Here is a 16,794-nt window from a genome sequence, read left to right as displayed (position 1 = left end):
GCCACGCCACGGTCTTTCCTGCTCCGGGTCGAGAAGAAGTTCAGGCGAACCCGGGCAGCTCGCCGCCGGCGAGCAGGTGGGCGTGCACGTGGAAGACCGTCTGGCCGGCCTTGGGCCCCGTGTTGAAGATCAGGCGGTACTGGCCGTCGCCGAGCTCGGTCGCCACGCCGTCCGCGAGCGCGACGACGCCCGCCAGGCCCTCGGGGTCCGACGCCGCGAAGGCGGGCACGTCCGGGTAGTGCTCCCTCGGTACCACGAGCACGTGCACCGGCGCCTTGGGGGCGATGTCCCTGAAAGCGATCGCGGTGTCCGACGACGCGACGACGTCCGCCGGGATGTCTCCCGCGACGATCTTGCAGAAGAGGCAGTCAGGGCTGTCGGTACTCGTCATGTCGGCAGGCTACCGGCGGGCGTTCGCGGGCGGGACTCCGCCACGTTTTTCCATACCGTTACATTGCTCGAAATGCCCGGGTGAAGGGGATGTGGGAGAGTTTGCGGCGTTCGATGGAGATTGGCGTACTGAGACACCCTTTCGTCGCGGTCACCCTCGCAGGTCCCGTCGGTCGCCCTCACTCACCACACACAGCAGTCACCTGGAGGTTCGCGTGGGTTGGTTCATCGCCCAATCGCTCGCATTCATCGTCATCGCAGCCCTGATCGGCCTCGCGGTCGGCATCTGGATCGGCTGGCTCGTCTGGGGTCGCCGCAAGGGCAAGCACACGGCCGAGAAGAGCGAGGCGGTGACCCGCGCGAACACCGCCGAGGGCGGCACCGCGGCGGATGACGCCGAGGCCGGCGCCGAGCCCGTCCGCGTGCTGGCCGTCGCCGGGGCCGCCGGTGCGGCCACCGCCGTCGCCGCCTCGGACGAGCCGGTGCAGACGGGCGCGGTCGACGCCGTCGACACCGAGGACGACGAGACCGAGGGCGACGCCGGTGCCGGCGAGGCCGCTGCGGAGCAGGCCGCCGCCAAGGCGGCCGACGGGACCAGCGCGGCCGGCACGACGGCCGACGACAAGACCGGCGCCGAGACCGCCGCGCAGACCGGCGAGGATGAGCACGACGGGGCCGACGGATCCGCCGTCGTCGCCGAGGCCGAGGCCGTCGCGCGCGAGGCCGCGGAGCAGGCCGCCGCCAAGGCGGCCGCGCTGGCCGATGCCGGGGACGACGCCGCCGAGGTGACCGCCGTCGAGGCGGTCGTGGAGCCGGGAACCGCCGCCGCCGAGCCTGCGGAGCCCGCGGACGACCTGCGGCGCATCGAGGGCATCGGTCCGAAGATCGCCGCCGCGCTGGCCGCCGCCGGCTACACCACGTACGCGAAGATCGCGGGCGCGAGCGAGGACGAGCTGCGCGAGGCCGTCGCCGGCCAGGGCATCAAGTTCGCGCCCGCCGCGAGCAGCTGGGCCGACCAGGCGCAGTACCTCGTGGACGGCGACACGGCGGGCTTCGAGGAGTACCAGGACTACCTCGTGGGCGGCCAGGAGCGGCGCGCGAAGTTCAACGAGAACGTCGACTACACCGACGTCGACGAGGTCGAGGGCGCCGAGGCCAAGGCCGAGGCGATCGCCGCGGACGAGGCCGCGGCCGCCACCGCCGAGCAGGCCGAGGCCGCCGGCACCGTCGAGGCCGAGCCGGCCGAGGTCACGCCGGAGCCCGAGCCCGAGCCGCAGGACCTGCAGCGCATCGAGGGCATCGGCCCGAAGATCGAGACGGCCCTGACGGCCGCCGGCTACACCACCTACGCCAAGGTCGCGGGCGCGAGCGAGGACGAGCTGCGCGCGGCGCTGGCCGCGAGCGGCATCAAGTTCGCCCCGGCCGCGACGAGCTGGGCCGACCAGGCGCAGTACCTCGTGGACGGCGACGAGGACGGCCTGCGCGAGTACCAGGACTACCTGATCGGCGGCCAGGAGCGGCGCGCGAAGTTCAACGAGAACGTCGACTACACCGACGTCGACGAGATCGAGGGCGCCGAGGCCAAGGCCGCTGCCCTGGCCGAGGACGAGGCCGAGGCCGCAGCAGCTCCGGAGCCGGCCGCCGAGCCCGCCCCGGAGCCGGAGCCCGAGCCGCAGGACCTGCAGCGCATCGAGGGCATCGGCCCCAAGATCGAGGCGGCGCTGAAGGCCGCCGGCTACGCCACGTACGCGAAGATCGCGGCCGCGACGGAGACGGAGATCCGGGAGGCGCTCGCCACGGGCGGCATCAAGTTCGCCCCGGCGGCCAGCAGCTGGGCCGACCAGGCGCAGTACCTGGCCGACGGGGACGAGGACGGCCTGCAGGAGTTCCAGGACTACCTGATCGGCGGCCAGGACCGGCACGCGAAGTTCCGCAAGGACGTCGACTACACGGACGTCGACGAGATCGAGGGCGCCGGCGCCAAGGCCGAGGCGATCGCCGAGGACGAGGCCAAGGCCGCGGCCGCCGAGGACGACGCGGAGCCGACGGGGTCCGAGGTGAAGGCATGAACCTGAAGGTCGTCCTGCCCCCGGTGATCATCGTCGTCCTGGGGCTGGGTGCCATCTCCAGCGTGCAGAACACCGGGTTCCGCGAGCACATCGAGTCCACGCTGACGGAGAGCGCGCAGGGGGCCCTCTCCGCCGCGGGGATCGATGCGGTCGTGGCGTTCTCGGGCCGCGACGCCGACGTGACCGCGCCGAGCGACGCGGTGGCTCTCGAGGCCGCCGAGGTCGTGGGCGGCGTCACCGGCGTCCGGACCGCGGCGGCCTACGGGCCGGACGGCCTGGTCGGGGCCGAGGCCGAGCCCGCCGAGGCCGAGGCCGCGGGACCCGCCGAACCCGCCGAGGAGGAGACCGGGACCGAGGCAGCCCCCGAGCCGACGGACGAGGCGACCGCCGCGCCCGAGGCGACCGAGGCGACGTCGGACGGCGAGACCGAGGCCGAGGAGGAGCCGAAGCGCGAGCCCACCCGTGAGGAGCGGGAGGAGGCGCAGGAGGACCTCGTCGAGATCCCGAACATCACGTTCGTCACGGACAGCGCCGAGCTGACCGAGCACGGGCGCAAGGTCGTGCGCAAGGCCGCCGAGGTGCTCGCGGAGCACCCGGAGGTCGAGGTGCGGATCGAGGGCCACACCGACTCCGTGGGCACCGACGAGCACAACCAGGAGCTCAGCGAGCGCCGGGCGGAGAAGGTCGTCGACGAGCTGGTCCACCAGGGCGTCGAGCGCGACCGCCTGACCTGGAAGGGCTTCGGCGAGTCGGATCCGCTCGTGGTGCCGCGCACGTTCGACGACCTGGAGAAGAACCGCCGCGTCGAGTTCGACGTCACGAACTGACCGGCGTCCGCCGGTCGAGCGACCGTCGCTGAACCGGCGACGGTCGCTCGACCGGCAGGCAGGATTACCAGCGGCCCAGGCGCTCGCTCAGCAGGGCGATCGCCACCGGCCCCGCCGTGGACGTGCGCAGCACGTGCGGCCCCAGGCGCGCCGTGACGGCCCCGGCGTCGGTCAGCAGGGCGACCTCCGCCTCGGAGATGCCGCCCTCGGGCCCCACCACGACGAGCAGGGCGCCGGCCTCGGGCAGGGGCACGTCGGCGAGGCCCACGGTGGCCTCCTCGTGCAGCACCGCGACCGCGCCGCCCGCGGCGACCACCTCGCGGGTCCGCGCGGCGAGCTGCTTGGTGCTCAGCGGCAGGTCGACGTCGGGCATGCGTGCCCGGCGGGCCTGCTTGGTCGCGGCCCGCACGGTGCTGACCCAGCGGGCCCGCGACTTGGCGGCCCGGTCCCCGCGCCAGACGACGACGGACCGCTCCGCCTGCCAGGGGACGATCGCGTCCGCCCCGGTCTCGGTGGCGGCCTCGATCGCCATCTCGTCGCGGTCGCCCTTGGCGAGGGCCTGGACGAGCGTCACGACGACGTCGGGCACGGGCTCGACGTCGGCGTGCTCGACCCGCAGGTGCACCTCGGCGCCGTGCACCGCCTCGACGACGGTCCGCAGGCGCACCCCGGCGCCGTCGACGACGTCGATGCGCTCCCCCGGGCCCCGGCGCTGGACCACGCCGGCGTGCCGCCCCTCGGCGCCGTCGAGCACGTACACCGACCCGGCGGCGTACTCCGACAGCGGATGGGCGGCCGACGCCTCGGCGAGAAAAACTGGCGCGCTCATGGGCGGCGGGTCAGCGGCCGCTGAGCTTGTCGCGCAGGCGCGAGAACACGCCGCCCTGGACGGTGGCGAGCCGCGGCTCGGGCCGCTCCTCGCCGCGCAGGGCCGCGAGCTGCTGCATCAGGGCCGTCTGCTCCTCGTCCAGGTGGGTGGGCACCTGGACCTCGATGTGCACGTTGAGGTCGCCGCGCCCGTTGGAGTGCAGGTGACCGACGCCGAGGCCCTTGAGGGTCATGACCTGGCCCGGCTGCGTGCCGGGGCGCAGGTCGATCTCCTGCAGGCCGTCCAGGGTGTCGAGCTCCAGCACGGTGCCGAGGGCGGCCGCCGTCATCGGCACCTGGAGGGTGCAGTGCAGCTCGTCGCCGCGCCGCACGAACGTGTCGTGGGCGCGCTCGCGGATCTCGACGTACAGGTCGCCGGCGGGGCCGCCACCGGGGCCCACCTCCCCCTGCGCGGAGAGCTTGATGCGCGTGCCGGTGTCGACGCCCGCGGGCACGTTCACCGAGACGGTGCGGCGCGAGCGCACGCGGCCCTCGCCGGAGCAGTCGGTGCACGGCTCCGGGATGACGGTGCCGAAACCGCCGCACGCGGAGCAGGGCTGGTTGGTCATGACCTGGCCGAGGAACGAGCGGGCGACCCGCTGCACCGAGCCGCGGCCCTGGCAGACGTCACAGGTGCGGGCGTGGGTGCCCGGCCGCGCGCCGTCGCCGCCACAGGTGTTGCAGACCACCGCGGTGTCGACCTGGATCTCGCGCTTGGCGCCGAACACGGCCTCGGCGAGGTCGAGATCGAGGCGCACGAGCGCGTCGTTGCCGCGGCGAGCACGCGGGACCGGTCCGGTCGGCTGTCCGCCGCCGAAGAACGTCTCGAAGATGTCCTGGAACCCGAACCCGGCGCCGAACCCGCCGCCCGCACCGCCACCGGGCGAGGTCGGGTCGACACCCATGTCGTACTGCTGGCGCTTGTCGGGGTTGGAGAGCACCTCGTACGCGCGCGCGACGTCCTTGAACCGGTCCTCACCGGCGTCTCCGGCCACGTCCGGGTGCAGCTCACGGGCCAGCTTGCGGTATGCCTTCTTGATCTGCTCGGGCGAGGCGTCGCGCGGAACACCGAGAATCTCGTAGTAGTCGGTCACAGGTCTCTCTTCGTGATGAGGTGAGTAGTCAGCTGGGCAGGACTCGCGACAGGTAGCGCGCGACGGCGCGCACCGCGGCGATGGTGCCCGGATAGTCCATACGGGTGGGGCCGATAGAGCTCAGGATCGCGACGGTGTCACCGTCGGAAGAGCCGTAGCCGGAGGTGACGACGGAGGTCTCCGCCAGTCCCGCCAGCCGGTTCTCGTGGCCGATGCTCACCGCCACCCCGGCGTCGTCGGTCATGTCGGTGAGAAGGCCGAGCAGGACGACCTGCTCCTCCAGGGCCTCCAGGACGGGCCGCAGCCCCTGCTCGAACCGCATGCCCGACCGCGCCAGGTTGGCCTGGCCGGTCAGCACGATCCGCTCCTCGCTCTCCTCGCCCAGCGCGGTGGTGACCACCTCGGCCACGGCGGTCGCCAGCGGGCGGTGCTCGGGCGGCATGGCCTCCGCGACGTCGGCGAAGGCGTCACCGATGTCGGCGAGCCGGCGACCGGCCGTCGCGGCGTTGAGCCGGGCACGCAGCTCGCCCAGCGTGCCGTCGTCGAGGTCGACCGGCACGTCGAGGAAGCGCTGCTCCACCCGGCCCGTGTCCGTGATGACGACCACCAGGAGCCGGCCCTCGGCCGTGGGCACGAGCTCCAGGTGCCGCAGCCCGGAGCGGCGCAGGGAGGGGTACTGCACCACGGCGACCTGGCCCGTCAACTGGGCGATGAGCCGCCCGGCGCGTGCCACGACGTCGTCCAGGTCGACCGCCTCGGACAGGAAGGTCTCGATGGCGCGCTTCTGCGGGACGGTCAGCGGGCGCACCTCGGCGAGCTGGTCCACGAACAGGCGGTAGCCCTTGTCGGTGGGGATGCGCCCCGCCGAGGTGTGCGGCTGGGCGATGAGCCCTGCCTCCTCGAGGGCGGCCATGTCGTTGCGCACCGTGGCCGGGGAGACCCCGAGCTGGTGCCGCTCCGTGAGGATGCGCGAACCGACGGGCTCACGCGTGCGGACATAGTCCTCCACGATCGCCCGCAGGACATCGAGTCTGCGTTCCTCGCTCACCGCGCTCACCTCCGTCCCCAGGTAGAACGTCCGGGACGTGCACCCGGGTTCCGGCCCGTTCTCCGACACTGCCGTCCAGCACTCTCACCAACCGAGTGCCAATCTTACGCGGCGCGCACGAGCGGCTGGGTCCCCGACCCGCCGCAGGCCGGCCACGACCCCGCGAGCCGCCCGGACGCACCGCGGAAAACCCGCCCCTGACCTGCGGTTCCTACCCGTTCGCCGAGGGCTGACCGGTCGAGCATAGGGCGATGCCTTAGACGTGCCCAGCCCCGGACACGGACCCGCCACGAAAGATGCGGCGACCGCCCGATCCGCGCGACGTACCTCACAGACCAACCTGGAATCACCGCCGGCGAGGGGCCGACGGTGACACCAGGAGGAACCACCATGTTCGGTTTTTCGGACTACGCCGACTACCGCCGCGGCGAGCGCGAGATGGACGACCGCAACGAGCGCGCCCGCAAGGCCCGCGAGCAGCAGGACCTCGCCCGCCGTCAGGCCGCCGCCCGGCGCACGGCCGAGCGCGCGGACCGCGGCAGGGCGGCCGACGCCGTCCGGCCGCGCGTCGCCTGACCCGCGCAGGGACGGCGACCGTGCCGGGCAGCGAGCAGGCCGACGGAAAAGGACACAACGACCACGGACCGGCATGGGACGATGAGCCCATGCCGGTCCCCCGTGCCCGCCTGGTGGGCCGAGCCCTCGAGCTCGGCGCGCTCGAGACCGCGCTCGCCGCCGTCCGCTCGGGAGACAGCCGCAGCGTCGTCGTCGCGGGCGAGGCCGGGATCGGCAAGACGCGCCTGCTCGACGAGCTCGTGTCGCGCGCCGACGACGTCACCGTCGTCACCGGGCAGTGCGCCGACGAGGGCTCCGGTCCGCTCCCGTACGCGGCCCTGGTCGGACTCCTTAACGGCGTCGTCCGGACGACGGGCCACGAAGCCGTCGTCGCCGCGGCCGGACCCTCGGCCGGCGCCCTGTCCGTGCTCGCTCCCCAGCTCGTCGCACCGACACCCGACGCCGGCGCCGACCGCATCCCCGAGGTCCTCACCGACCTGCTCGCCGGGCTCGCGCACGAGCGCCCCGTGATCGTCGTCATCGAGGACCTGCACTGGTCCGACGACGTCACCCGCGCCGTCGCCCTCCGGCTCGCCCGCACCGCGCCGCCGGGCCTGCTCCTGCTGCTCACCTACCGCAGCGACGACGTCGGCCGAGCGCACCCCCTGCGCGTCGTCCTCGCCGAGCTCGACCGCGCCCGGCTCACGACCCGCCTCGAGCTGACGCGCCTGGGCGAGGCCGAGGTCCACGAGATGGCACAGGACCTGCTCGACGTCGGCCTCGACGCCGAGCAGCTCGCCGACCTGGCGGACCGCAGCGAGGGCGTGCCCTTCTACGTCGAGGAGCTGGTCGGCTTCCTGGGCACCGACCTGCCCGACTCCCTGCGCGACATCCTCCTGCTGCGGTACTGGAACCTGAGCCAGGAGGCGCGGTCGCTGTGCCGCGTGGTCGCCGCCGCCGGCCCGCGCGTCTGGTACGACGTGCTCGACGACGTCCTGGCCGACCCCTCGACAGGTCCCGGCCGGCGCGCCCCGCACGCGGCCGCCGACGCCGAGGAGTCCGTCCGCGAGGCGGTCGACGCCCAGGTGCTGGTGGTCACCGAGGTCGGGTACGCCTTCCGGCACGCACTGGTCCAGGAGGCCGTGTACGCCGAGCTGCTCCCCGGCGAGCGGCACCGCCTGCACGCCGCCTACGCGCGAGCCCTGGAGCAGGCCCTCGTCCGGCGCGCCCACTCGGTGGCGAAGCTGTCCCGCATCGCCGACCACTGGTGGCGCGCCGGGATGCTCGACAAGGCGCTCGCGGCGGCCGTCGAGGGGCACCGGGCCGCGGTCGCCGGCGCGGCGTCGTCCACCGCGGTCACCCTGGGTGAGCGCGCCATGGAGCTCTGGGACCAGGTGCCCGACGCCGAGGCCGTGGCCGGCTTGCCGCACCATGAGCTGCTCCGCACGGTCGCCGAGTCGCTGCGCGGCGCCACCCGGACCACCCGGGCCCTGGCCGTGGCGCACGAGGCGGTCGACGAGTGGCCCGCCGACGACCCGGCGGGGCTCGCCGGCATGCTCTCCGACGCGGCGCTCATCGCGGGCCACGCCGGCTCGGACGAGGGGCCCGAGCTCATCGAACGCGCCCTGGCGCTCGTCGAGCCCGGCCGGGACGACGACGTGCGCGGTCTGCTCCTGATGCTGCGGGCACGCCGCGCGATGCTCGGCGGCCGGCCCCACGAGGCGATCGAGGCCGCGACGGCCGCCCACGACGCCGCCCGTGCGGCCGGCAACGCCGAGGTCGTGTCCGTCACGCTGAACCTACGGGGTGTGAGCCGGGTCCAGCTCGGCGACGCCGGCGGCTTCGCGGAGATCGACGCCGGCCGCGCGGCGGCCGGGGACGCCTGGCACGGGCTGAGCCGGTACTACGTCAACGGGTCGGACGCCCGGCTCGTCGTGGGCGACTGGACCCGGGCGGCGGAGATCGCCCGGGAGGGAATGGGCGCCGCGCGCCGACACGGCTCGTCCGACTCGACCCGGCTCATGATCGAGGGCAACCTCGCCGAGGCGCAGATCGGGCGTGGCGACTGGGCCGAGGCGTCCGCCTGGTACGAGCGGGCGATCCCGCCGATCCACGACAGCGTGTACTCCGTCTACCTCAGCGAGCGCCGGGTCTGGCTCATGATGTGGCAGGGGCGCGTCGAACAGGCGCAGGCCGAGGCACGCCGCAGGGCCACGAGCTGGGAGCAGTTCGGGCGCCTGGAGGAGCAGATCAGGTCGCGCACCAGCGTGACGCTGGCGGAGCTCGCGCTGCTGCGCGACGAGCCGGCCGAGGCCCTGGAGCGCATGGCGGTGGTGGTCGCCCCGGACCACCCGCGTATGCCGGCCTACGACCTGCAGCAGCTCGCCGTCGCCGCGCGGGCGATCACGCGGCTGTGCGCGGCCGGACAGGACGTGACCGACGCTCCCTACCGGACGGCCCTTGCCGAGTGCGCGCACTGGCCGACGTTCCCGCTGTGGTCGGCGCTGTTCGAGGCAGAGCTCGGCACCGGCCCGTGGGCCGCCGTCGCCGACCTGCCCGGCCCCGGACCCGTCCACCTGCGCCCGTACGCGCTGTACCGCGAGGGCGCGCGGCTGCTGGAGGCCGCCGACCGCGCCGGGGCCCGGGCGGCGCTCGGCGCGGCGGTCGTGGAGGCGGAGAAGCTCGGGGCGGGACTGGTCGTCCGGCAGGCGCAGGGCCTGATCGACCGCGCGGGGCTCGTGGACGGGGCTGCCGGCACTCCGGCGTCGGGCAGCGGGACCGACGCCCTCACGGCACGGGAGCGGCAGGTGCTGGCCCTGGTGGCCGAGGGCCTGACCAACGGGCAGATCGCCGAGCGGCTGTTCATCTCGGCCAAGACGGTCTCGGTCCACGTCTCGGCGATCCTGCGCAAGCTGGGCGTGGCCACCCGCACCGAGGCGGCGCTCCGCGGCGTCCGCTGACGGCGGGAGACACTCCGGCGGGGCGGAGATCCAGCACTCGGCGAGGAAGCCGACCTAGGCTCCTGACGTGGTCGACGAACGGTACGGGTCCGATGTGCTCTCCCCCGAGTTTCCCGGCGCGCAGCGCGGGCGGCGGCCCACGTCGCAGCCCACGCCCGCCGAGCTGGGGCTCGTGGTCGAGGAGGTGCAGACCGGCTGGGTCGGCGCGATCGTCCGTGTCGAGAAGTCCGGCGGCATGCAGGTGGTGGTCCTGGAGGACCGGCGCGGCCGGACCCGCACGTTCCCGCTCGGCCCGGGTTTCTGGGTCGAGGGCAAGCCGGTCGAGCTGACCGCGCCCGTCGTCAGCCGCGCGCCGGCGCAGCCCACGCGCACGGCCTCCGGGTCCGTCGCGGTGCACGGCGGCCGGGCCCGCGTGGCCCGCGGCAGCCGCATCTGGGTCGAGGGCAAGCATGACGCCGAGCTCGTCGAGAAGGTCTGGGGTGACGACCTCCGCATCGAGGGCGTGGTGGTCGAGATGCTCGACGGCGTGGACAACCTCGCCGAGCGGCTCGCCGAGTTCGGGCCCGACGCCGAGCGCCGGGTCGGCGTGCTGGTGGACCACCTGGTGCCCGGTTCCAAGGAGCAGCGCCTCACCGACGAGGTGCTCCGGACCGTGCCCACGGGCACCGTGCTGGTGCTGGGCCACCCCTACGTGGACGTGTGGCAGGCCGTGCGCGCCCAGCGGCTCGGCCTGGAGCGCTGGCCCGTGATCGACCGCGGCACCGAGTGGAAGCTCGGCATCCTGCGCTCCCTGGGCTGGCCTGCGGAGACACAGGCGGACGTCGCCCGCGGCTGGCAGCGGATCCTGGGCTCCGTGCGCGACTTCCGTGACCTGGACCCGGCCCTGCTGGGCCGGGTCGAAGAACTTATCGATTTCGTGACCTCGGCGTAAGGCACAACCTCTACGGTTGGTCATATGTCCGAGAACCCGCAGGAGCCGCAGACTCCTCAGCAGCCCGGCCCGGCACCGCAGCAGCCCGGCCCCGCGCCTCAGCAGCCGCAGGGCGGCCCCGCCTACGGGACGCCGCAGCCCGCCCAGTCCCCCTACCAGGGCCCGCCGCAGGCCGGCCAGCCCTACGGGCAGCAGTACCAGCCGCCGCTCACGCCGTCCGACGAGCGCCTGTGGACGGTCCTCGCCCAGATCGGCCCGTTCCTGCTCTCGTTCATCCCGCCGCTGGTGATCTGGCTCGTGCTCAAGGACCGCAGCCAGTTCGTGGAGCAGGAGGCCAAGGAGTCCCTGAACTTCCAGATCACCCTGGCCATCGCGCAGGTCGCCGCGGCGATCATCACGGCGATCACGTTCGGCATCGGCGCGATCGTGTACCTGGCGTTCATCGCCGCGATCGTGTTCATGATCCTGGCGGCCGTGGCCAACGGGAAGGGTGCCCCGTACCGCTACCCGGTGAACATCCGCTTCATCAAGTAAGGCCCGCAGGACAGCAACGACCATGCACCTGCTGCCAGTCGGATTCCGGGACTGGCAGCAGGTGCATGGTCGTTCCTACGTGGGTCGGCGTCAGGCCACGGCGGGACCGGCCGGGGCGGGACCGGCCTCGATGGCCGCGACCGGGCCGCCGGTGATCCGGCGGAACGCGAAGGCCAGCACCAGCAGCGACAGCGGGATCGTGACGAACAGGCCGAGCCCGCAGACCAGCGCGCCGACGATGTTGATGCCCAGGAGCGCGAGCTCCAGCAGGAACACCGCGCCGAAGTTCTGCCCCACCAGGCGGAACGAGCCGGTCAGCGCGTCCCAGGCGTTCAGGTTCCGGTCGACCACGTTGTGGTACGTGAACGGCGCGAAGATCGCCAGGGCGATGAGGCCCAGGCCGCACAGCAGCGCACCCACGAAGCCGGCGACCAGCAGCAGGAGCGCCGTCAGGATGATCATCGGGTAGCTGTTGACCTTGAAGAGCGTGCCCCAGGTCGCCTTGTAGCCCGAGGCCTCGCGCAGCGCGGCGTTGATCCCGAGGGCCCCGAGGATCGAGTTGATGATTCCGCCGAGCAGCCCGAGCAGCGAGCTGCCGAACGACACCCCGGTCGCGGTAGAGGTGCTGATGTCGCCGCGCATAGCGGCCTCGTTGATCTCCTGGTAGTCGCCGAAGTTGCCGGCGTTGAAGATCGCGCCGACGGCGAAGGACAGGAGGACGAACAGCACCCAGAAGAGCCAGTTGCCGGTGAACCGCTTCCACCCGTAGCCCAGCGCCTCACCGACGGCGAACGTCGCAGCCGGCTGCGCGCCGTACGGCCCGGCCGGACCACCGTAGGCAGGCGGCTGGCCGGCGCCCCCGTAGGCGGGCGGCTGCGCCGCACCACCGTAGGGCGACTGGGCGGGCTCGCCGTAGGGCGGCTGCGTGGGACCGCCGTAGGCCGGCGGCGTGGGCTCGGCAGGCGGCTGCGTGGGACCGCCGGCCGGGTTCTGCGGCGGCGTCGGCCCCCCGGCGCTCGGCTCGTACGGGTTCTGCGGAGTGTTCTCGCTCATGTGATCCCCTTTTCACTGTTCAGTGATCCGAGGCCACCTTCACCTTTTCTCCGCATGCCCGCATGCGCAATTGCCGAGTTGTTACCAGCCGGTCAGGACTGGACCGGCTCGCCGGTCCACCGTTGGACGAGATAAGCCCCCACCAGCAGCATCGCCGGCGCGACCACGACGAGCCCGAGCCCGCAGGTGAAGATCGACGCGAGGGCCAGCCCGGCGAAGATCGCGAACACGGCGAGCGCCGTGCCGAAATGGGAGAGCACCAGGCCGACGCCGCCCGCGAGCGCGCGCCCGAAGCCCTCACCCTTGAGCAGCAGGAAGGGCACCGCGAGCAGGAGCAGCGTGCAGACCACCTGGATCAGTCCGCCCACCAGGGGCACGGCCGTGCTGACGAACCCGATCACCCCGGCGACCAGGGCGTACCCCACCAGGCCACCCAGGCCCCGCAACAGGAAGAAGTCGCGGAACCTGACCCGGCGGGTGCGGGTGGCCGCGAGCGCGCCGGCATACAGCAGGGCCTGCAGCAGGAAGCTGACGGCGGTCCCCGCCGCGCCCAGCGCCTTGGCCTCCAGCGTCTGCCCGGCGGCCTGGGCGGCGTCGACCGCCGTCTGGTCCGTGGCGTTCATCAGCCCCTCCAGCGTGGACGGGCTGGCCAGGAGGATGACGGCGACCTGCGCGACGCCGAGCACGAGGCTCATCAGCACCCAGGTGCCCCAGCTCGTGCCGAACGCGCCCCACGCCCAGCGCCAGGCGCGGCCGATCGTCGGCGGGTCCTGGTCCGGCCGCGGCGCCGGCTCCCGGACCGGCGGGTACACCGGGACCTGCTGGACGGGCTGCTGCTGGACGGGCTGCTGCTGGACGGGCTGCTGCTGCTGGAAGCCACCGTACGGGTACTGCGGGGGCTGGTAGTCGGGCCGGCCGTACGGGTTGGCGGGCCGGCCGTAAGGATCACGCGGCCCGTAGGGATCCACCGGCTGTGGGGACTGGCCGTCCTGCGGGCTCCGGTCTCCGTGGGTGTTGCTCATGCGCGTGCCCCTTGTCAGGCGGTCCGAGCCGCCTCCCCCGAACGTTGTGAACAGCACAAGATATCGACGGGCTCACCTACCGCGCAAACAACCGAAAAGACACCCCGGCTCTTGAAAAGGGCTGGTATCAAGCGGTCAGGTCCCGCACGACGGCGTCGGCCAGCAGGCGGCCCTTGCGCGTCAGCACGGCGCGGGCGTGCGCCCCACCGACGGCAGTCGGGCCGGTCGCGCCCAGCGCGCCGTCGCCGGCCGTGCCGGCCCCGAGCGCGGCCCGGCCGTCGAGCAGCCCGCGGGCCACGAGGCCCGCCACGGCGGTGCGGCCCTGTGCCGTCAGCACCCCGAGGTCGAGGCCCTGGCGCAGCCGCACGCCGAGCATGACCCGCTCCAGGTGCGCTTCGTCCCGGGTGAGCAGCTCGCGCCCCGCGCCGGGGCTGTGCCCGGCCTCCAGCCGAGTCGCGTAGGCGCGAGGATGCTTCACGTTCCACCAGCGGACGCCGGCGGGCGTCGCGTCGGCAGGGGCCTCGCCGGCGGGCGTCTCGTCGGCGGGTGCGGCCGGGGCGGGCGCCGACACGTAGCTGTGGGCGCCCGGACCCACGCCCCACCAGTCGTCGCCGCGCCAGTACCCGATGTTGTGCCGGCACTCGTGCCCCGCGCGGGACCAGTTCGACACCTCGTACCAGCTCAGCCCGGCCTGGGTGAGCAGGTCGTCGGCGAGCTCGTACTTGGCGGCCTGGTCGTCCTCGTCGGGCAGCGTCACCTCGCCGCGGCGCACCTGGGCCGCCATCTTGGTGCCCGGCTCCACCACGAGCGCGTACGCGGACACGTGGTCGACGCCGGTGGCCAGCGCCGCCTCGACGCTGGTGCGCCAGTCGTCGAGGGACTCGCCGGGCGTGCCGTAGATGAGGTCCAGGGACACGTCCAGGCCGGCGTCCCTGGCCCACCGCACGACGTCCGGAATGCGCAGCGGGTCGTGGGTGCGCTCCAGCGTCGCCAGCACGTGCGGCACCGCGGACTGCATGCCGAACGAGACGCGCGTGAAGCCTGCCTCCGCGAGCACACGCAGCGACTCGGGGGTCACGGAGTCCGGGTTGGCCTCGGTGGTGACCTCGGCGTCCTCTGCCAGACCCCAGGCGTCCCGGATGCCCCTCAGCACACGGGCAAGGTCCTCGGCGGGCAGCATCGTCGGGGTGCCGCCGCCGAAGAAGACGGTCGACACCGCGGCGGGCGACCGCCCGGCGTCGGCCAGGACCCGCCGCGCGAGGGAGACCTCACGCAGCGCGGTGGTCGCGTAGGCCGCCTGGTTGGCGCCGCCGCCCAGCTCGGACGCGGTGTAGGTGTTGAAGTCGCAGTACCCGCAGCGCACCGTGCAGAACGGGACGTGCACGTACACGCCGAACGGCTCAGCGGCGGCGACCCGCCCCGACGGGCGCGCCCAGGTCGGCAGCCCGCCGTCGTCGGGCACGGGGATGCCGGAGGGAAGTGCGGGCACCTACTTCTTCTTCTCCTTGGGGGCCGCGGCGTCGGAGGAGAGCGCCGCGATGAACGCGTCCTTCGGCACCTCGACGGAGCCGATGTTCTTCATGCGCTTCTTGCCCTCCTTCTGCTTCTCCAGCAGCTTGCGCTTACGGCTGATGTCACCGCCGTAGCACTTGGCGAGCACGTCCTTGCGCATGGCGCGAATGGTCTCGCGGGCGATCACGCGCGCACCGATGGCGGCCTGGATCGGCACCTCGAACTGCTGCCGCGGGATGAGCTCCTTGAGCTTGGCCGTCATCATGACGCCGTAGGAGTAGGCCTTGTCCCGGTGCACGATCGCGCTGAACGCGTCGACCTGCTCGCCCTGGAGCAGGATGTCGACCTTGACGAGGTCGGCCGCCTGGTCACCGGACGTGTCGTAGTCGAGTGACGCGTAGCCGCGGGTCTTGGACTTGAGCTGGTCGAAGAAGTCGAAGACGATCTCGGCGAGCGGCAGGTGGTAGCGCATCTCGACGCGGTCCTCGGACAGGTAGTCCATGCCCTGGAGGTCGCCGCGCTTGGACTGGGACAGCTCCATGACGGCGCCCACGAACTCGCTCGGGGTGAGGATCGTGGCCTTGACGACGGGCTCGCGGACCTCCTTGATCTTGCCCCCGGGGAACTCCGACGGGTTGGTCACCTCGATCGTCGTGTTGTCCTCCATCGTCACGTCGTAGATGACGTTCGGGGCGGTGGAGATGAGGTCGAGGTTGAACTCGCGCTCCAGGCGCTCGCGCACGATCTCGAGGTGCAGCAGGCCGAGGAAGCCCACGCGGAAGCCGAAGCCGAGGGCCACCGACGTCTCGGGCTCGTAGTTGAGCGCCGCGTCGTTGAGCTTGAGCTTGTCGAGGGCGTCGCGCAGGATCGGGTAGTCCGAGCCGTCGATCGGGTACAGGCCCGAGAAGACCATCGGCTTGGGGTCGCTGTAGCCGCCGAGCGCGTCGGACGCGGGCTTGGCGGCGTTGGTCACGGTGTCGCCGACCTTGGACTGGCGCACGTCCTTCACGCCCGTGATCAGGTAGCCCACCTCGCCGACGCCGAGCCCCTTGGTCGGGTGCGGCTCGGGCGAGCTGACGCCGATCTCCAGCAGCTCGTGCGTGGCCTTCGTCGACATCATCGCGATCTTCTCGCGCGGGTTCAGGTCGCCGTCGACCACCCGCACGTACGTGACCACGCCGCGGTAGGTGTCGTAGACCGAGTCGAAGATCATCGCGCGGGCCGGGGCGTCCGGGTCGCCGACCGGGGCGGGGACGCGCTGCACGATGCGGTCGAGCAGGGCCTCGACGCCCACGCCCGTCTTGCCGGAGACCTTGAGCACGTCCTCCGGGTCGGAACCCACGAGGTTCGCCAGCTCCTCGGCGTACTTCTCGGGCTGGGCGGCGGGCAGGTCGATCTTGTTCAGGACCGGGATGATCTCGAGCTCGTTCTCCATGGCCAGGTACAGGTTGGCCAGGGTCTGCGCCTCGATGCCCTGCGCGGCGTCGACCAGCAGCACGGCGCCCTCGCACGCGGCGAGCGACCGGGAGACCTCGTAGGTGAAGTCGACGTGGCCGGGCGTGTCGATCATGTTCAGGGCGTGCGGCGTGCCGTCGAGCTCCCACGGCATGCGGACGGCCTGCGACTTGATGGTGATGCCGCGCTCGCGCTCGATGTCCATCCGGTCCAGGTACTGGGCGCGCATGGCGCGCGCGTCGACGACGCCCGTGAGCTGGAGCATGCGGTCGGCCAGGGTCGACTTGCCGTGGTCGATGTGCGCGATGATGCAGAAGTTGCGGATCAGCTCGGGCGCGGTGGCATTCGGCTGGATGCGCGCCGTGAGCGCAGGACCGGGGATGGGCAAAGCGTTCTCGCTCCGTCGTCAGGTGATGGTCAGGATGGGCGGGGCCAACCGTCATTCTCCCACGTCCCGTGCGAGCGGGGCGCGGTCGT

At 73.0% G+C, this 16,794-nt stretch carries 14 protein-coding genes; 6 read left to right on the top strand and 8 right to left on the bottom strand.

Translation table 11 applies throughout. The features are described 5' to 3' along the window. Window positions 1-40 precede the first annotated feature (40 nt). Window positions 41-391 (bottom strand): histidine triad nucleotide-binding protein, encoded by a 351-nt coding sequence (locus tag ACH47X_RS20835; RefSeq protein WP_121384176.1) that lies wholly within the window; start codon window positions 389-391, stop codon window positions 41-43. 214 nt (window positions 392-605) lie between these two features. On the opposite strand from ACH47X_RS20835, the gene ACH47X_RS20830 reads away from it, so the two are divergent. Together ACH47X_RS20830 and ACH47X_RS20825 are read left to right on the top strand one after the other, a co-directional pair. Further along, window positions 606-2,459, top strand: a complete 1,854-nt coding sequence (locus ACH47X_RS20830) for a helix-hairpin-helix domain-containing protein (protein ID WP_397406558.1) — start codon at window positions 606-608, stop codon at window positions 2,457-2,459. Then, a complete protein-coding gene (locus ACH47X_RS20825; RefSeq protein ID WP_397406557.1) occupies window positions 2,456-3,286 on the top strand; it encodes an OmpA family protein in 831 nt (276 codons plus the stop codon). Before ACH47X_RS20830 ends, ACH47X_RS20825 begins: the two co-directional genes overlap by 4 nt. A 64-nt stretch (window positions 3,287-3,350) precedes the next feature. On the opposite strand, the gene ACH47X_RS20820 is transcribed toward ACH47X_RS20825, so the two are convergent. From ACH47X_RS20820 to hrcA, 3 genes are read right to left on the bottom strand one after another with little or no spacing between them, the layout of a single operon-like run. Next, window positions 3,351-4,115 (bottom strand): 16S rRNA (uracil(1498)-N(3))-methyltransferase, encoded by a 765-nt coding sequence (locus tag ACH47X_RS20820; protein ID WP_397406555.1) that lies wholly within the window; start codon window positions 4,113-4,115, stop codon window positions 3,351-3,353. A gap of 10 nt (window positions 4,116-4,125) precedes the next feature. Next, complete coding sequence (gene dnaJ, locus ACH47X_RS20815) at window positions 4,126-5,247, bottom strand: molecular chaperone DnaJ (RefSeq protein WP_036968361.1); 1,122 nt, start codon at window positions 5,245-5,247, stop codon at window positions 4,126-4,128. 28 nt (window positions 5,248-5,275) lie between these two features. Next, window positions 5,276-6,295, bottom strand: coding sequence for a heat-inducible transcriptional repressor HrcA (gene hrcA / locus ACH47X_RS20810; RefSeq protein ID WP_397406553.1), 1,020 nt, complete (start codon window positions 6,293-6,295; stop codon window positions 5,276-5,278). Between the two features lie 390 nt (window positions 6,296-6,685). Between hrcA and ACH47X_RS20805 the strand changes: the two genes are divergently transcribed. From ACH47X_RS20805 to ACH47X_RS20790, 4 genes are all read left to right on the top strand, one after another. Continuing rightward, window positions 6,686-6,871 carry a hypothetical protein gene (locus ACH47X_RS20805; RefSeq protein WP_142038200.1) on the top strand — a complete coding sequence of 62 codons (186 nt, stop codon included), beginning with the start codon at window positions 6,686-6,688 and terminating at the stop codon, window positions 6,869-6,871. An 89-nt stretch (window positions 6,872-6,960) separates the two neighbouring features. Beyond that, entirely contained in the window at window positions 6,961-9,810 is a 2,850-nt protein-coding gene (locus tag ACH47X_RS20800; protein ID WP_397406551.1) for an ATP-binding protein, read from the top strand. Window positions 9,811-9,877: 67 nt separating this feature from the next. Continuing rightward, the gene (locus ACH47X_RS20795; RefSeq protein ID WP_397406550.1) at window positions 9,878-10,741 is read left to right on the top strand and encodes a DUF3097 domain-containing protein; all 864 of its coding nucleotides are present in this window, start codon (window positions 9,878-9,880) and stop codon (window positions 10,739-10,741) included. Between the two features lie 24 nt (window positions 10,742-10,765). Continuing rightward, window positions 10,766-11,275 (top strand): DUF4870 domain-containing protein, encoded by a 510-nt coding sequence (locus tag ACH47X_RS20790; protein ID WP_397406548.1) that lies wholly within the window; start codon window positions 10,766-10,768, stop codon window positions 11,273-11,275. Between the two features lie 90 nt (window positions 11,276-11,365). Here ACH47X_RS20790 and ACH47X_RS20785 read toward each other — a convergent pair whose 3' ends face one another. The 4 genes from ACH47X_RS20785 to lepA all read right to left on the bottom strand — a co-directional run bounded on the left by ACH47X_RS20785 (window position 11,366) and on the right by lepA (window position 16,705). Continuing rightward, window positions 11,366-12,328 carry a hypothetical protein gene (locus ACH47X_RS20785; RefSeq protein ID WP_397406546.1) on the bottom strand — a complete coding sequence of 321 codons (963 nt, stop codon included), beginning with the start codon at window positions 12,326-12,328 and terminating at the stop codon, window positions 11,366-11,368. A 92-nt stretch (window positions 12,329-12,420) separates the two neighbouring features. Further along, window positions 12,421-13,350 carry a hypothetical protein gene (locus ACH47X_RS20780; protein ID WP_397406544.1) on the bottom strand — a complete coding sequence of 310 codons (930 nt, stop codon included), beginning with the start codon at window positions 13,348-13,350 and terminating at the stop codon, window positions 12,421-12,423. 127 nt (window positions 13,351-13,477) lie between these two features. Then, window positions 13,478-14,839 carry a radical SAM family heme chaperone HemW gene (hemW, locus tag ACH47X_RS20775; protein ID WP_397406542.1) on the bottom strand — a complete coding sequence of 454 codons (1,362 nt, stop codon included), beginning with the start codon at window positions 14,837-14,839 and terminating at the stop codon, window positions 13,478-13,480. Continuing rightward, window positions 14,840-16,705 carry a translation elongation factor 4 gene (gene lepA / locus ACH47X_RS20770; RefSeq protein WP_397406540.1) on the bottom strand — a complete coding sequence of 622 codons (1,866 nt, stop codon included), beginning with the start codon at window positions 16,703-16,705 and terminating at the stop codon, window positions 14,840-14,842. Window positions 16,706-16,794 lie beyond the last annotated feature (89 nt).

Origin of the sequence: Promicromonospora kroppenstedtii, assembly GCF_044389675.1 — a bacterium.
Classification (GTDB): Bacteria; Actinomycetota; Actinomycetes; order Actinomycetales; family Cellulomonadaceae; genus Promicromonospora; species Promicromonospora kroppenstedtii.
This window is presented reverse-complemented; position numbering and strand designations above follow the sequence as displayed.

Coding starts and splice junctions, on each gene's coding strand:
- ACH47X_RS20785 (WP_397406546.1), bottom strand. CDS start 12,328: ATGAGCGAGAACACTCCGCAGAACCCGTACGAGCCGAGCGCCGGGGGG.
- ACH47X_RS20805 (WP_142038200.1), top strand. CDS start 6,686: ATGTTCGGTTTTTCGGACTACGCCGACTACCGCCGCGGCGAGCGCGAG.
- ACH47X_RS20820 (WP_397406555.1), bottom strand. CDS start 4,115: ATGAGCGCGCCAGTTTTTCTCGCCGAGGCGTCGGCCGCCCATCCGCTG.
- ACH47X_RS20800 (WP_397406551.1), top strand. CDS start 6,961: ATGCCGGTCCCCCGTGCCCGCCTGGTGGGCCGAGCCCTCGAGCTCGGC.
- ACH47X_RS20780 (WP_397406544.1), bottom strand. CDS start 13,350: ATGAGCAACACCCACGGAGACCGGAGCCCGCAGGACGGCCAGTCCCCA.
- ACH47X_RS20835 (WP_121384176.1), bottom strand. CDS start 391: ATGACGAGTACCGACAGCCCTGACTGCCTCTTCTGCAAGATCGTCGCG.
- ACH47X_RS20825 (WP_397406557.1), top strand. CDS start 2,456: ATGAACCTGAAGGTCGTCCTGCCCCCGGTGATCATCGTCGTCCTGGGG.
- ACH47X_RS20790 (WP_397406548.1), top strand. CDS start 10,766: ATGTCCGAGAACCCGCAGGAGCCGCAGACTCCTCAGCAGCCCGGCCCG.